This is a genomic window from Sphaerisporangium rufum (genome assembly GCF_016863395.1).
In the GTDB taxonomy this organism is placed as follows: domain Bacteria; phylum Actinomycetota; class Actinomycetes; order Streptosporangiales; family Streptosporangiaceae; genus Sphaerisporangium; species Sphaerisporangium rufum.
Genome location: NZ_BOOU01000006.1, coordinates 1 through 15,183, shown reverse-complemented (window position 1 = coordinate 15,183; position 15,183 = coordinate 1). Strand labels below are relative to the sequence as shown.

The following is a 15,183-nucleotide window of genomic DNA, read 5'->3' as shown; positions in this document are numbered from 1 at the left end:
GCGAGCGGACCGTCACCTTGCAGGTCCACGCCCTCGCCATCCCATCACCGCCGGCCTGGTGCGCCGGATGCGCGCGGACCGCGACGGCGAGCGGCCGTGAGTGCACGGTTCCCCGCCGGTGGCGGGCGAAGGGCGCGGGCGTAGCCTTCGATCATGTCGAGTCGGGGGATGCGGTGGGGTGGCCTGCTGCTGTTGCTGATGGTGGTTCCCGCCGCGCTGTGGTGGCCGTTCGCGCCGCGGATCGGGCCGGGGGCCGGGTCCGGGGGCGGGTTCGCGGCGGTCGACGAGTTCGTGGCGGAGCGGCTGACCGCCGCGCGGCTGCCGGGGGCGGCGCTCGCGGTCGTGCGGGACGGCCGGGTGGTCCATGTCCGCGGGTTCGGGCACACCGGAGGCGGCGGGCCGGTCACGCCGGCCTCCGGGTTCCGGATCGCCTCGCTGACCAAGGCGTTCACCGCCACCGCGGTGCTGCGGCTGGTCGAGGCGGGCCGGGTGCGGCTGGACGCCCCGGTGACCGACTACCTGCCGGGATTCCGGGTGGCCGACCCCCGGGGCGGGCGGATCACCGTGCGGCACCTGCTGAACCAGACCAGCGGCCTGGCCGACACCGGGTTCCCCGAGCAGACCATGCCGCCGCCGGCCGACCTGTCGGGCCGGGTGGTGAGCCTGCGGGCGGCCCGGATGGTCAGCGCGCCGGGCACCCGGTTCCACTACTTCAACCCCAACTACGACGTCCTCGCCCGCGTGGTCGAGGTGGTGACCGGGCGGCCGTACGAGACCGCGCTGCGCACCACGATCTTCGAGCCGCTCGGCATGCGCGGCACCAGCGTCGTGCTCTACGGGCGGGGGCCGCGCGGCGCGCCGCCGCCGGAGAACGGCCACGTCCTGGTCTACGGGGTGGCGGTGGCCCGGCCGGAGCTGGACGGGTTCCTCGGCGGCGAGGGGTCGGTGGTGTCGACCGCGGACGACATGGCGCGCTGGCTGGTCGTCCAGAGCACCGGCGAGTACGCCGGCCGCCGGCTGCTGACGCCCGCGAGCCTTGAGCTGATGCGCACCCCGCCGCCCGGCGTCGCCGGGACCGCCTACGGCATGGGCTGGACGGCCGAACGCGCCCCGGACGGCTCGGCTCGGCTCACCCACAACGGCGTGCTGTCCACCTACTACGCCGAGGCGTCGCTGGACAGGGCGAGTCGCGGCGGGGTGGTGCTGCTGTTCAACTCCGGCAACGCCCTGGCGCCATACCACGCGATCATGCAGGGGGTGACGGCGATCCTGGACGGGCGGCGCGCGGAGCCGGGGCTTCCGTTCGCCGCGATCGAGTTGCCGCTGACCTGGCTGACGATCCTGGTGCTGATGGTCCGCGGCCGCCGGCTGGTGCGGTTCCGTGCCTGGGCGGCGCGCCGGCGCGGCGACCCGGTCTGGCGCCACCTGCTGGTGCTGCCCTGGCTGTTCGCGCCCGCCGTGCTGCTGGCCGCGCTGCCCGCCCTGACCGCGGCGTTCAGCGGGCGGGTGTTCGGGCAGCACCAGCTGCTGCGGGCGATGCCGTCGGTCTACGGGCTGCTCGGCGCCGCCGCGCTCACCGGACTGGTCCTGGCCGGCTGCCGGGTGGCGTTCGCCGTCCGGCGCCCGCGCGGGCCGCGAGCGGACGCCCTGGACGGCGGGGTGCGACAGCCCGTTCGGTAACCTGTCGGCCGTCGGTGACGTCGGCGGGACGGTAGGGGGCCAAGGTGCGGCTGCTGCACTCCGGGAAGGTCCGGGACGTTTACGAGGATCGCGGGGACGTGATCCTGGTGGCCTCCGACCGGGTGTCGGTGTACGACGTCGTGCTGCCGACACCGATCCCGGACAAGGGGAAGCTGCTCACCGCGCTGTCGCTGTGGTGGTTCGAGCAGCTCGCCGACCTGGTGCCCAACCACGTGATCTCGGCGGACGACGTGCCGGCCGAGTTCGCCGGCCGGGCCGTCCGCTGCCGGCGGCTGGAGATGATCCCGGTCGAGTGCATCGCCCGCGGCTATCTGACCGGCGGCGGGCTCAAGGAGTACCAGGCGTCCGGCTCGGTGTCCGGAGTGGCGCTGCCGGCCGGCCTGGCGGACGGCTCCCGGCTGCCCGAGCCGATCTTCACCCCGACGACCAAGGCCCCGCTCGGCGCGCACGACGAGGCCATCACCTTCCAGGACGTGGAAGCGCGCGAGGGCGCCGGGACGGCCGAGGAGCTGCGGCGGCTCACCCTCGAGGTGTACCGGCGCGGCGCCGAGCTGGCCGCCGGCCGCGGCGTGCTGATCGCCGACACCAAGCTGGAGTTCGGCCGGGCCGCCGACGGCACCCTCATGCTGGGTGATGAGGTGCTGACGTCGGACTCCTCGCGGTTCTGGCCGGCCGCCGAGTGGGAGCCGGGCCGCGCGCAGCGGTCGTTCGACAAGCAGTTCGTCCGCGACTGGGCCACCGGCACCGGCTGGGACCGCACGGAGCCCGCGCCCGAGGTGCCCGCGGACGTGGTCGAGGCCACCCGGGCCCGCTACGTCGAGGCCTACGAGCGCATCACCGGCCGCACCTGGTAGCCCGCATCACTTCTTGCAGATGTTGTCGGTGGCGGTACGGGCCGCCGGGGTGGCGGTGGCGGACGGGGTAGGGGTGCCGGCCGGCGGCTCGGTGACGGTGACCTTCTTGGTCCCGGAGTACTTCGTACCGGCGACCACCTCGATGCCGGTGACGTCCGCCTCCCGCAGCTTCGCGCCGGGGATGGCGGCGGCCACCGTGCGGGCGGAGTCCTCCCGGCCGGCCGGGTAGCGGACCAGGGTGTCCACCGCGTCCGGCGTGCCGGCGTTGGTGGGGATGCCGGGCACCTGGAAGCCCTGCTTGACCAGGTCGGCCTTGGCGCGCGCGCCGAGGCCCTTGATCGTGGTGCCGTTGAGCACCCGGACGGCGATCCGCGCCGGCGGGATGGTCAGCGCCGGCGCCGACGGGGTGGCCGACGCCGACGGGGTGGCACCGCCCGGCTTGGCGGGCTTGACCGGTTTGACCAGTGCCTCGTCCCGGTTCACCCGCCCGAACAGATCGCGGGCCGCAACCTTGTCCCACAGCACCGCCGACTCGCCGGTCGGCGCCTTGTAGTCGACGTTCGCCAGCGGCACCGTGGTGAAGGCGACGTCGTCGGTGGAGACGTCCTTGAGCTGCTCGGCCAGCTCCAGGAGGTTGGCGGCCAGTGCCTTGTCCACCGTCAGGGTCTTCAGCGTGGAGTCGACCAGGGGCAGCAGCCGGGCGGGGTTGGCGAGCGTGCCGCTGCTGAGCGCCCGCTGGAGCAGCGAGGAGATCACCTGCTGCTGGCGGTCGATACGGTCGAGGTCGGCCCGCGCGGTGGCCCGGGTGCGCGCATAGAACAGCGCCTTGACGCCGTCCAGCCGGTAGGTGCCCGGCTGGAGCCGGAAGCCGGTGTGCAGGTCGTTGATCGCCACCGGGGTGCACACCGACACCCCGCCGATGGCGTCCACCACGTTGATGAAGCCGAGCACGTTCACCTCGACGTAGTGGTTGATCTCCAAGCCGGTGAGCGACTTGATCGTGCGCACCGCCAGCTTGGCGCCGCCCAGGGAGTAGGCCGCGTTGAGCTTGTGCTGCCCGTTGCCCGGGATGTCCACCCAGCTGTCCCGGGGCAGGCTGATCACGGTGATCTTGGAGTGGTCCTCCGACACGTGGATCACCATCATGGTGTCGGTGCGCCGGCCGACCTCGCGGCCCAGGCGCAGCCGGTTCTGCTGCTGCCGGGTGAGGTCGTCGCGCCGGTCCACCCCGACCAGCAGGATGTTCATCGCGCCGCGCGCGTCGGAGCCGGCGGTGCCCGCCTCGATCGGCTTGACGGTGTTGGCGGCGTACGCCGACAGGAACCACAGCGCGCCGGAACCGGCCAGCACCGCGGCGGACAGGGCGCCGGTGAGGATGATGCCGCGCATGCCCGAGCGGACCCGCCGGCTGCGGCGGGCGGCCAGCCGGACGCCGCCGTAGGCGTCGCCGCCGACGTGCACGCCAGGGTCGGCGGAGTCGGCGGAGTCGTCGTCGCTCACCGTCGTGCCCCCCTCGTAGAACCGAGAACGCTCACCGGTGAGGACGCGGCCCGCCGCCCGTGGGTTGCCGTCCCCACCCGCTCGTACAGTAGCGTGAGCGCCGCCATGAAGGAGTTCCCCGACTCGCCCCGAACCGGCCCGGCCACCCCGGTCTGGCCGCCGATCTCGGTCATCATGCCGGTGCTCAACGAGGAGCGCCACCTGCGTGAGGCCGTGCGGCAGGTACTCGCGCAACGCTACGACGGACCGGTCGAGGTCGTGCTCGCCGTCGGCCCGTCCCAGGACCGCACCCAGGAGGTCGCCGACGCCCTCGCGGCCGAGGACCCCCGGGTGACGGTCGTCGCCAACCCCACCGGACGCACGCCGAACGCCCTGAACGCGGCGATCGGCGCGTCCCGGTACGGGATCATCGCCCGGGTCGACGGGCACGCCATGCTGCCGGAGGACTACCTGCGGGTGGCGGTGGAGACGCTGGAGGAGACCGGCGCCGACAATGTGGGCGGCATCATGGCCGCCGAAGGCATCACGCCGTTCCAGCAGGCCGTGGCGCGCGCGATGACGTCCAAGATCGGTGTGGGCAACGCGCGCTTCCACACCGGCGGGCAGGCCGGCCCGGCCGACACCGTCTACCTCGGGGTGTTCCGCCGCGAGGCGCTGCACCGGGTCGGCGGGTACGACGAGCACTTCCAGCGCGCCCAGGACTGGGAGATGAACCACCGCATCCGGGAGACCGGGGGCCTGGTGTGGTTCCAGCCGCGGATGCGCGTCACCTACCGCCCGCGGCCGAGCGTGCCGGCGCTGGCCAAACAGTACTTCCACTACGGCCGCTGGCGCCGGGTGGTGGCCCGCACCCACGAGGGCACGATCAACCTGCGCTACCTGGCGCCGCCGATCGCGGTGCTGGCGATCCTGCTGGGCCTGCTGGCCGCCCCATTCTTCTGGCCCGCGCTGCTGGTGCCCGGGGCCTACCTGCTGGCGATCCTCGCCGGGTCGGTGCTCACCGGCCGCGGGCTGCCGCCGGCCGCGCTGGTCCGGCTGCCGCTGGTGTACGCCACCATGCACATGTCGTGGGGCTGGGGCTTCCTCACCAGCCCGGCGAGCCTGGGCCGTCCTGGCTGACCAGCCGATACGGCCGACGGGGCGGCCCGCCGGACCCGGCCGGGTTCAGCGGGCCGCCCGGAGCAACTCGGCGGCGATCAGCAGGTCGACCGGGTGGGTCACCTTCATGTTCCGCTCGTCCCCGGGCACCAGGTGGATCGGTATCTCCGGCAGGTAGCGCAGCACCACGCCGCAGTCGTCGGTCGCCGGACGGTCGCCGAACCCCGGGTCGGCGTACGCCCGCTCGTACGCCTCGCGGATCACCGACAGGTGGAAACCCTGGGGCGTCTGCACCCGGCGCAGCGCCGACCGGTCCGGGACGTCCCGGATGAGCTCGCCGCCCGGGGTGGCGGCGGCCACCACGATCGTGTCCGAGGACGGGATCGCCGCCGTCACCGCCGCGTGGGTGGCCAGCGCCGCCACGCAGTCGGTGATGACGCGCGGGGGCAGCAGCGGGCGCACCGCGTCGTGCAGCAGCACATGGCACTCCCGCGGGCCGAGCGCGGCCAGCGCCCGCCGGGTCGACTCGGTGCGGCTCGCCCCGCCTTCCACCACCGCGGTGACCTTGCCATACCCGCCCCGCCGCACCAGGGTCTCCACCTCGGCGGTGTGGCCGGCCGCCATCAGCACCAGGATCTCGTCGATCTCGGGGGCCGCCTCGAAGGCGGCGATGGTGTGCTCGATGATCGGGCGTCCGGCCAGCTCCAGAAGCTGCTTGGGCACGGCGGCGCCGACACGCTGCCCGGTGCCGCCGGCCAGGACCACTCCGACGGTTCGCGGGCGGGGCGGTGATGGGGTCAAAGCAGGTCTTCCTTCCGCGAGACGTTCCGGCCCGACCTTACTGATCGGACGCCGGCCGCCACCGCCGGCCGGTCCGCCGGGAAGCCGGGCGGTCGCGGAGAGTGACCGGCGGCCGGGCGTGATGCCGGAATCGTCCACCCGGTGGCGGTGGCACCCGGCCGTCGACCAGCGGAGCCGTCCGGCGGACACGCGGATAGGGATTGCCGGGGGAGTGACGGCTCGGTTACGTTGCGAGGTGGAAACTGCCGGTCGCGGAAGGAGACCCCCGGTTGGCTGCGCCCGCGTACCCACCCCCCGACGGACCGCCGCGGCGCCCGCCCTCCGCCGGCCGGGCCCGCACCCCGGCCCAACCGGCCGCGCCCCCGCCACGACCGGCGGTCGCCGTCATCCTGGCCACCACGCCGGGCGCCCGGCCGGCGGTCGCGGGTGACACGCTCACCGGCCGGCTGGCGGGGCAGCTGGCCGAGCTGTCGGTCCGCCGGCTGTGCGTGGTCACCCGGTCCGCCGGTCCGCCGCCGCCTCCGGACGCCGCCCCCGCCGGCCCGCGGGACGGCGCCGCCTCCGCCGAGGGCACGCCGGCCGGGGGGCCGCCGTCCGGTACCGGTGGGCGGCCGAAGGACGTGCGGGTGGCCGTGCCGGTCCAGCCCGCCGCCGGCGACGAGGCGCCCGGGGAGGCCGGTGTCCCGATGGCCGGCGGCGGCGCCCCGCCGGACCGGCCCGGGCCGGGCGGCCCGCGGCCCGAGGCGGCCAGGTCCGGACCCGAGGCGGGTGGAGCACGCTCTGAGGCGGCCAGGTCCGGGCCCGAGGCGGGTGGAGCACGCTCTGAGGCGGCTGGAGCCCGGTCGGAGGCGGGTGGGCCTCGGCCCGAGGTGGGCGGCACGCGGCCGGAGGCGGGTGGGTCCCGGTCCGAGGCGACCGTGGTGGTCGTGCACGAGGCGCCGGACCGGCCCGCCGGGCGGCCCCCCGCGCCCCGGCCCGCCGCCGAGAGCAACGGCGAGCTGATCGCCCGCGGCGAGGAGCCGACCGAGGTCATCCTGGACGCCGGCGAGTCCACCGAGGTCATCCCGGCGATCCGGCCGTCCGCCGCGCCTTCCGGCGGCGTCCCGTCCGTCGCGTCTTCCGGCGGTGTCCCGGCCGCCATGGCCCCGCCGGGTGCCCCGGAGCGGCCCGGCGGGCTGCGGGAGACGGTGTCCAGCCCGGACCTGGCCGGTGATCTGCGCAAGGTCGCCGAGGTCGCCCGCGCGCAGCGGGCCCCCGGACGTCCGGTCGCGGTGCTCCCCGGCGACCTGGTGGCGCACACCGCCGCTCTCGCCCTGCTGCTCGCCGACCCGGCCCGCGTCACCGGGGCGCTGGTCTCCCCCCACCCGTCCCCGCCCGCCGGTCCCGAGAGCCGGGGCGGCACCGGCGGCGTCCCGCCCGGGGCGCCGCCCGGCGGCCCCCCGGGCGGCCCCCCGGGCGGCGCCCCCACCGGTGTCCCCGGGAACGCGTCCAGGAACGCGGCCGGGGACGCGTCCAGGAACGCGGCCGGGGACGGGCCGCCGGTGCGGACCGAAAACGGGCGGGTGATCGCGGCGGGGAACTCCTTCCACACCGTGAGCGACCCGAACGGCTCCTTCCGCGGCGTCATCTACGTGGCCGAGCGCGATCTCGCCGCGCTCGCCGAAGTCGCCGACGAGCTGGCCGCGCTCGCCGCCGACCGGCGGCTCGGCGACGTGGACGCCTCCGAGGTGCCCGAGCTGCTGCTGGCCGGGCTGGTGCGGGTCGGGGTGCCGGTGCGCGCGGCGCCGCTCGGCCGGTTGCGCTGCTACCGGGTGGCCGACCTGCCGGCCGCCGAGGCGGCCCTCGCCCGGCTGGCCGAGGTGGACGAGCCGGCGGCCCGGCTGGCCGCCGCGGTCCGGGCGGAGGACGGCCTGGCCGCCGGCCTCCTGGTGAGTTCCTGGTCGCGGTACCTGGTCCGCCCGGCCGCCCGGATGGGGCTCACCTCCGACGCGGTCACCGGCCTGTCGGTAGGCCTGGCCGGGCTGGCGGCCGTCGCGTTCTCCGCGGGCCTGCGCCGCGCGCAGGTCGCCGGCGCCGTGCTGCTCTTCCTGTCCTTCGTGCTGGACCGGGCCGGCGGGCAGCTCGCCCGCTACACCCGCACGGTCTCGCCGCTCGGCGCCTGGCTGGCCGCCATCTGCGGCCGGCTCGCGGAGTACGTCGTCTACGTGGGGCTGGCCATCGGGTACGCGGCGGGCACGGAGTCCGGCGCCACCGGCCCGGACGGCATCTGGGCGCTGGCGGCGGCCGCCATGATCCTCCAGACGGTCCGGCACATGATCGGCTTCTCGTCGGGCGCCGCCCGGGCCGGTGGCGCCGGCCCGCCGGCCGAACGCCCCGGCACCGGCCCGCGGTGGGCGACGGCGGTGACGGTGCTGCCGGCCGGCGAGCGCATGGTGCTGATCGCGGTCACCGCCGCGCTGTTCAACGCGCGGATCACCTTCCTGGCGCTGCTGGCCGTCGGCGGGCTCGCGGCGATCTCCACTCTCACCCGCCGGATCGCGAGGTCACGCCGTCCATGACCCCCACGCACCCGGCCCCGGCGCCGCGCGGCGCGCTGCTGACCTACCGCGACGACGGGGTGCTGGCCCGCGGGGCCGGTCTGCTGGTCGCCGGCCAGCTGCCGCCGCTGCCTCCGGCGCTGGCCGGGGCGTTCGTCACCGGGGTGATGCTGTTCCTCGGCATCGCGGGCGCGCAGGGCCCGGCCGTCTTCGCGCCGGCCGTGGCGCTGCTGCTGGCCGGTCCGGGCAGCTCCCACCAGCACGACGGCCGGCTCGACTGGCTGGTGCCGCCGTTGCTGCGGCTGACCGAGTACGGCTTCGTGGCCGCCGTCGGGTTCGCCTGGTCGGTGCCGACACCGCTGGTGTTCGTGGTGCTCGGCGCGACCATCTTCCATCACTACGACGTCGTCCACCGCTGCCGGCAGGGTTTCCCCCCGCCGGGGTGGCTGGCCTCGGCCGGGCTCGGCTGGGAGGGCCGCATGCTGCTGGCCGCGCTCGCCGCGCTGCTCGGCGCGGCCACCACGGGGTACGCGCTGCTCGCGGTGTATCTCACCGCGCTGTTCTGCTGGGAGAGCGTGACCTGCTGGCTGGCCGTGCCGCGGACCGGGGTGGAGACCGCCGACCTCGCCGCGGAGGAGTGAGCGTGCGATCCCACCGGCCGCATATCATCCCACCGGTCCCATTACGGACTAGATGCACCGCCGATTGCGCGTTCAGCCCGACCGGCCAACTAAGGTTTGGGCCTACATACTCTGGCTCTTACTGAGGAGTGCACGTTGCTGGGAATGGTGCTGGCCGCCGGGGCCGGACGACGCCTGCGGCCGTACACCGACACGCTGCCCAAAGCGCTCGTGCCGGTCGATGGTGAGACCACGATTCTGGACATCTCGCTGCGCAACCTCGCCGCGGTGGACCTGCGGGACGTCGTAGTGATCGTCGGTTACGCGGCCGAGGCCGTCCACGAGCGCAAGGCCGAGCTGGAGCGGCGGCACGACGTGCGGCTCACCCTCGTGCACAACGACAAGGCCGAGGAGTGGAACAACGCCTACTCCCTGTGGTGCGCCCGCGAGCACTTCGCGGCCGGCGCGCTGCTGGTGAACGGCGACACCGTGCACCCGGTCTCGGTGGAGCGCACCCTGCTCGCCGCGCCGCCCACCAGCGACATCCTGCTCGCGGTGGACGACGTCAAGCAGCTCGCCGAGGAGGAGATGAAGGTCACCCTGGACGAGGACGGCCACCTGCGGCGCATCACCAAGCTGATGGACCCGGCCGAGGCGGCCGGCGAGTACATCGGCGCCACGCTGATCCGCCCGGGTGCCGCCGAGCGGCTGGCCGACGCGCTGCGGGCCACCTTCGAGCGTGACCCGCAGCTGTACTACGAGGACGGCTACGGCGAGATGGTCGCCCGCGGCGAGAAGATCGCGGTGGCGCCGATCGGGAAGGTCGACTGGGTCGAGGTGGACAACCACGACGACCTGGCCCGGGCCCGGGAGATCGCGTGCACGTACTGACCGGCGCGCGTCCCGGCGGAGCGCCGCGGCCGGCCGGCACCGACGGGCGGGGGCGCGGATGCCACTGCTAGCCAGAATGCTCACCGCGCCGCTCACCGTCGAGGTGCGCCGGGGCGCGGTGGCCGGCCTCGGCGGGCTGCTCGCCGACAGCCGGGTCGCCACCTCCGGCCGGGTCGCGGTCGCGGTCGGCGCCGGGCAGGGCGACCACATCACCCGCCTGATCACCCCGACGCTGGACGAGGCCGAGGTCTTCCGGGTGCCGGACGGCTCGGTGGACGCCGCCGTGGCGCTCGGCGCCGACCTGCGCAAGGGCGCCTACGAGGCGGTGGTCGGCATCGGCGGCGGCAAGACCATCGACGTGACGAAGTACGCCGCGTCGCTGGCCGGCATCCCCATGGTGGCGGTGGCCACCAACCTGTCGCACGACGGCATCTGCTCGCCGGTGTCCTCGCTGGAGCACGAGGGCGGCAAGGGGTCGTTCGGCGTGCCGATGCCGCTGGCCATCCTGGTCGACCTGGACTTCGTGCACGACGCGCCGCCCCGGCTGGTCCGGTCCGGCGCGGGCGACGTGATCAGCAACCTGTCGGCGATCGAGGACTGGCAGCTCGGCAACGCCGAGCGGGGCGAGCCGATCGACGGGCTGGCGGTCTCCATGGCGCGCACCAGCGCCGAGGCGGTGCTCGGCCGCACCGATTCGGTGGAGTCCGACGCGTTCCTCACCGTGCTGGCCGAGTCGCTGATCCTGTCCGGCATGTCGATGGTGGTGGCCGGCTCCTCGCGGCCGGGAAGCGGTGGTGACCACGAGATCCTGCACGCGGTGGACCAGCTCTACCCCGGCACGTCCAACCACGGCGAGCTGGCCGGCGTCGGCGCCGCGTTCTGCTACTACCTGCGCGAGGACCAGCGCATGCTCTCCCTGGTGGCCGGCTGCCTGCGCCGCCACGAGCTGCCGGTCACCCCGGCCGATGTCGGGTTGAGCGCCGAGCAGTTCACCGCCGCGGTGATGCTCGCGCCGTCGACCCGGCCCGGCCGTTACACGATTCTGGAGCACCTGCGGCTGTCCGAGGCCGAGGTGCGCGACCGGGTGGAGGAATATGTCCGGGCCCTCGGTCATTGAGCTGCGCGCGGTCGCCCAGCCGCACAGCACGATGGACCGCAACTCCGGCGAGCACTGGGCCGGCGCGCTGTACATGCGCAAGCTGTCGATCTATGTCACCTGGGCGCTGGCCCGCACCCGGATCACGCCGAACCAGGTCACCGGCCTGATGATCGTCACCGGGCTGGTGGCCGCCGCGGTGCTGGCGCTGCCCGGGCTGTGGGCGGCGGTGGCCGCCGCGCTGCTGGTCCAGCTCTACCTGCTGCTGGACTGCTCCGACGGCGAGCTCGCCCGGTGGACCGGCCGCACCTCGATCACCGGGGTGTACCTGGACCGGGTCGGTCACTACTTCGCCGAGGCGGCGCTGCTGGTCGGCCTGGGCTTCCGGGCGTCGGTCGTCCTGCCCGACTGGTACACCGTGCTCGGCTGCGCCGCGGCGCTGGGCGCCATCCTGATCAAGTCGGAGACCGACCTGGTGGACGTGGCCCGGGCCCGGTCCGGGCTGGCGGCCACCACCGAGGCGGCCGCCGGGCAGTTCGCCTCGCGGCGGCTCGGCGCGGCCCGCCGGATGGTCGCCGCGCTGCGCTTCCACCGGCTCTTCCAGGCGGTGGAGCTGTCCATCGCCGCGGTCGTCGCCGCGGTGTGGGACGCGGTGGCCGGCGGCCTGGCGGCGACCCAGCTGCTCACCGTGGCCTGCGCGGTGTTCGCCGCGCTGCAGACGGTGCTGCACCTGGTGAGCATCCTGGCCTCGCGGCGGCTCGCCTGATCCGCCCTGGGTCCGGTGGCCGGCCCGCCGCCCGGGACATCCCGGACGGGCCGGCCGCCCGCCGCGGGTGGTTCCGGGCGGGCGGCGAAGAACGCCGGAACCGGGCGTGCCGCTCCGGCGTCGTATCTCTGTCGGCTCGCCGACGCCGCGCGGACCGCTGCCGTTTGGCCGGGGTTCGCCGGCAGTTCCGATACGCTTGCCTCGCAGGATTGAGACACGAGCCGCGGTGCCTTTCGCAGACAGACACGGTGATCATGACTACATGCGTTCTCCACGCGTCAGGACGATGACGCGTTGAAGATCTCTTGTGTCATCCTCACGATGGGGAACCGGATCGCCGAGCTGGACCGCGCCGTCGAGTCCGCGGTCACCCAGACCGACGGCGACGTCGAGGTGGTGGTCGTCGGCAACGGCGCGGACGTCCCGAAGCTGGCCGAGCTGCCGCCGCACGGCGCCGCGTCGGTCCGTATCATCCGCACCCAGGAGAACCTCGGCATCCCCGAGGGGCGTAACGTCGGGGTCCGCGAGTGCACCGGCGACGTCGTGCTGTTCCTGGACGACGACGGGTGGTACGCCGACGACAAGGTCGCCGCGCACGTGCGCGAGCGGTTCGCCGCCGAGCCCGACCTGGCGGTCATCTCCTTCCGGGTGATGGACCCCGACGGCGGTGCCGGCCAGCGCCGGCACGTGCCCCGGCTGCGCGCCGGCGACCCGCAGCGCTCCTCGCCGGTGACGACCTTCCTCGGCGGCGCCTGCGCGATCAGGCGCTCGGCGTTCCTGCAGGTGGGCGGGCTGCCGGGCCATTTCTTCTACGCCCACGAGGAGACCGACCTCGCCTGGCGGCTGCTCGGCGAGGGCTACCGCATCGAGTACGACGCGGACGCGGTGATGTACCACCCGCAGGTGCCGCCCACCCGGCACGCCGAGTTCTACCGGCTCAACGCCCGCAACCGGGTGTGGCTGGCCCGGCGCAACCTGCCCTGGCCGCTGGCCGGCGTCTATCTGCTCGACTGGATCCTGCTGACGCTGGTGCGCGAGCGCTCGTCGGTGGCGATCCGGTCCTGGTTCCGCGGGTTCGGCGAGGGCCTGCGCGAGCCGGCCGGCGAGCGCCGGCCGATGGCCTGGCGCACCGCCTGGCGCATGCTCCGCCTGGGCCGCCCGCCGATCGTCTGAACCCGGGCGGTACCGCCGGCCAGGGCCCCGCACGTGGTGCCGAGCCGGCGGCGCGGCGGGTCAGGGGCGGCGGGCCCGCACGTGATACCGCAGCCCGGGCAGCGGGCCCTGCGACTCCACCTCGAATCCGGCGTCCGGGACCATCGTGCCCAGCAGGTCTTCCGGCGCGTGCCGCATGGCGGGGCTCAACCGGCGGACCAGGTCCCGGGCCGGCCGGCTCGCCGGCGGCCGGGACTCGATGATCAGCAACTGGCCGCCGGGCCGCAGCACCCGGTACATCTCGCGCATCGCCGCGGCCCGCAGGCCGCCCGGAATGTGATGGACGGCGAACGTGGAGATGACCGTGTCGAACGATCCCTCGTCGAACGGCAGGTCCTGCCCGGCGCCGACCACGTAGTCGCAGTTGCCCGGCGCGCGGCGGCGGGCGTATTCCACCATCTCCGGGGCCAGGTCGAGCCCGGTGACGTGCCCGCTCGGCATGACGACGGGGGAGAGGATCCGGGTGAGGTAGCCGGTGCCGCAGCCCACGTCCAGGATCCGGTCGCCGGAGCGCGGCTTGGCGAGGGCGGCCATCCGGGTGAAGGCGGCGCGCCGCCCGCCGCCGAACAGGACCCAGGTCATGATGTCGTACGCGCGCGGCCGGTCGATGGTGCCGCCGTGCTCGTGCCGCCCGGCGTGTTCGGAGTGGTCGTGCAGGATCTTGCCCAGGCCCATGTCCGTCCCTTCAGCTGTTCGTTTCCTCTGGTGACCTACCATATCCAGGAATGAACAGCCGTTCATAATGTGATTGGCCCGGACGGGGCCTGGTGGATGGCAGGAAATCTGGCCGGGATTCCGGCCAGAAGACTAGTATGGCGCTATGGAACTCATCCCGATCAGCGAAGCCAAGGATCGACTCACCGAGCTGGCCGACCGAGCCGCCCGCGAGCATGATCACTTCACGCTGACCAGGAACGGCCGGCCGCACGCGGTGATCCTCTCCGTCGCCGAGTGGGAGTCCCTGCAGGAGACCCTGGAGATCCTCGCCGATCCCGAGATGCGCGCCGACCTGGTGGAGGCGGCGGCCGCGGAAGCGCGCGGAGACCTGACGACGGAGGAGGAGATGGCCGCGGTCATGGCGGCTCGACTGGGCAAGGCGAGTGCGTGAGCGACCGGTACGCCGTCATTCTCACTCCGCCGGCGCGTCGTGCGCTGACCTCGGGTCTCCCAGCGGTGGTCGCCGCCGCGGCTTGGGAGCTGATCACCGGTGCGATCGCCCGGGATCCGTGGCGGGTCGGTAAGCCCTTGCAAGAGCCATACGAAGGGCTGCATGTGGCACGCCGGGGTACCTACCGGGTCGTCTACCTCATCGACGAGGCGCGACGGAGGGTGACGATTCAAACGGTCAAGTACCGGCGGGACGCCTACCGGTGACGTTCCGGGGTGGGGTGGGCGGGCTCGGCGGGGTGGAAGGTGAAGGCGGCGTGCGCGGCGGTCACCGTCAGCAGGGCTCGCCTGGGCAGGCCCAGCTCGCTCAGCTCCTTGGCGATCGGGTGGTTGCCCAGCCGGATCAGCGCGCCGCCCGGGCGGACGCGCACGCCCCGGGGGCGCAGCGTCCACGGCACCCGCCGGGTCAGCCCGTCCAGCCGGGTGTAGGCGTCCAGCCGCAGCGGGCGGATCGGGGCGGGCGCCGGCAGCCCGGGTTTGAGCAGCAGGTCCAGCACCAGCCGGCCGTCCTTGCGCAGCACGCATCGCTTGTACGGTGACGACAGCCGCAGGTCGATGTCCGCCATCTCCTTGGGGAAGCCCCAGATCGCCCGGCCCGCCGCCAGGGTGAACCCTTGGTCCACCGGCAGCCAGTGCACGAACGCGCCGGGCGGGTGCGCGCGCAGGCCGGCCAGGCCGGACAGCACGCCGCGGCGCGGCATGCGGCCGGCGCCGGGCGGGCGGACCACGAAGCCCATGCCGAACTCGCGGTAGGCGCCGAGATCGCCGTCGTGGTACCGGACGAACCCCAGCACGCACAGCGCCCGGCCGGGCAGCACCTCGGCGACGTCGAGATCGCCGTAGGCGAGCACCGCACGGGCGGCCTCCGCGCGGACCAGGTACATCGCGGCGCCCGAGGTGGCGTCCCGGACCTCAACCGGCAGGGCGACCCGGCGGCCCT

At 74.6% G+C, this 15,183-nt stretch carries 15 protein-coding genes; 11 read left to right on the top strand and 4 right to left on the bottom strand.

The genetic code is table 11. The annotated features are described in order from the left end of the window. Nucleotides 1-153 precede the first annotated feature (153 nt). A complete protein-coding gene (locus Sru01_RS02165) occupies nt 154-1,680 on the top strand; it encodes a serine hydrolase domain-containing protein (protein ID WP_203982112.1) in 1,527 nt (508 codons plus the stop codon). A 44-nt stretch (nt 1,681-1,724) separates the two neighbouring features. Continuing rightward, entirely contained in the window at nt 1,725-2,555 is an 831-nt protein-coding gene (locus tag Sru01_RS02160; RefSeq protein ID WP_203982111.1) for a phosphoribosylaminoimidazolesuccinocarboxamide synthase, read from the top strand. Between the two features lie 6 nt (nt 2,556-2,561). On the opposite strand, the gene Sru01_RS02155 is transcribed toward Sru01_RS02160, so the two are convergent. After that, nucleotides 2,562-4,055, bottom strand: coding sequence for an LCP family protein (locus Sru01_RS02155; protein WP_239136782.1), 1,494 nt, complete (start codon nt 4,053-4,055; stop codon nt 2,562-2,564). A gap of 105 nt (nt 4,056-4,160) precedes the next feature. On the opposite strand from Sru01_RS02155, the gene Sru01_RS02150 reads away from it, so the two are divergent. Next, complete coding sequence (locus tag Sru01_RS02150; RefSeq protein ID WP_203982148.1) at nt 4,161-5,174, top strand: glycosyltransferase family 2 protein; 1,014 nt, start codon at nt 4,161-4,163, stop codon at nt 5,172-5,174. Nucleotides 5,175-5,219: 45 nt separating this feature from the next. Here Sru01_RS02150 and Sru01_RS02145 read toward each other — a convergent pair whose 3' ends face one another. Beyond that, nucleotides 5,220-5,954 (bottom strand): IspD/TarI family cytidylyltransferase, encoded by a 735-nt coding sequence (locus Sru01_RS02145; protein ID WP_239136780.1) that lies wholly within the window; start codon nt 5,952-5,954, stop codon nt 5,220-5,222. A gap of 269 nt (nt 5,955-6,223) precedes the next feature. Here Sru01_RS02145 and Sru01_RS36120 point away from each other — a divergent pair, with 269 nt between their 5' ends. The 6 genes from Sru01_RS36120 (at nt 6,224) to Sru01_RS02110 (ending at nt 13,037) form a co-directional block, all read left to right on the top strand. Then, on the top strand, nt 6,224-8,512 hold the full coding sequence (locus Sru01_RS36120; protein ID WP_275412131.1) for a CDP-alcohol phosphatidyltransferase family protein: 2,289 nt from the start codon (nt 6,224-6,226) through the stop codon (nt 8,510-8,512). Further along, complete coding sequence (locus Sru01_RS02130) at nt 8,509-9,132, top strand: DUF5941 domain-containing protein (RefSeq protein WP_203982109.1); 624 nt, start codon at nt 8,509-8,511, stop codon at nt 9,130-9,132. Before Sru01_RS36120 ends, Sru01_RS02130 begins: the two co-directional genes overlap by 4 nt. 135 nt (nt 9,133-9,267) lie before the next feature. Further along, on the top strand, nt 9,268-10,002 hold the full coding sequence (locus Sru01_RS02125; RefSeq protein ID WP_203982108.1) for a phosphocholine cytidylyltransferase family protein: 735 nt from the start codon (nt 9,268-9,270) through the stop codon (nt 10,000-10,002). A gap of 76 nt (nt 10,003-10,078) precedes the next feature. Further along, nucleotides 10,079-11,119, top strand: a complete 1,041-nt coding sequence (locus Sru01_RS02120) for an iron-containing alcohol dehydrogenase family protein (RefSeq protein ID WP_203982146.1) — start codon at nt 10,079-10,081, stop codon at nt 11,117-11,119. Further along, complete coding sequence (locus tag Sru01_RS02115) at nt 11,097-11,864, top strand: CDP-alcohol phosphatidyltransferase family protein (RefSeq protein WP_203982107.1); 768 nt, start codon at nt 11,097-11,099, stop codon at nt 11,862-11,864. Before Sru01_RS02120 ends, Sru01_RS02115 begins: the two co-directional genes overlap by 23 nt. 294 nt (nt 11,865-12,158) lie before the next feature. Continuing rightward, nucleotides 12,159-13,037 (top strand): glycosyltransferase family 2 protein, encoded by an 879-nt coding sequence (locus Sru01_RS02110; RefSeq protein WP_239136777.1) that lies wholly within the window; start codon nt 12,159-12,161, stop codon nt 13,035-13,037. A gap of 60 nt (nt 13,038-13,097) precedes the next feature. Here Sru01_RS02110 and Sru01_RS02105 read toward each other — a convergent pair whose 3' ends face one another. Next, entirely contained in the window at nt 13,098-13,751 is a 654-nt protein-coding gene (locus Sru01_RS02105) for a class I SAM-dependent methyltransferase (protein WP_203982105.1), read from the bottom strand. 145 nt (nt 13,752-13,896) lie between these two features. Between Sru01_RS02105 and Sru01_RS02100 the strand changes: the two genes are divergently transcribed. Beyond that, nucleotides 13,897-14,184 carry a type II toxin-antitoxin system Phd/YefM family antitoxin gene (locus tag Sru01_RS02100; protein ID WP_203982104.1) on the top strand — a complete coding sequence of 96 codons (288 nt, stop codon included), beginning with the start codon at nt 13,897-13,899 and terminating at the stop codon, nt 14,182-14,184. Next, entirely contained in the window at nt 14,181-14,450 is a 270-nt protein-coding gene (locus tag Sru01_RS02095) for a type II toxin-antitoxin system RelE family toxin (RefSeq protein ID WP_203982103.1), read from the top strand. Before Sru01_RS02100 ends, Sru01_RS02095 begins: the two co-directional genes overlap by 4 nt. Here the strand turns inward: Sru01_RS02095 and Sru01_RS02090 are convergent. After that, nucleotides 14,441-15,183: acetoacetate decarboxylase family protein (locus Sru01_RS02090; RefSeq protein WP_203982102.1), on the bottom strand; the 743-nt coding region annotated here is incomplete at its 5' end. The genes Sru01_RS02095 and Sru01_RS02090 overlap by 10 nt on opposite strands.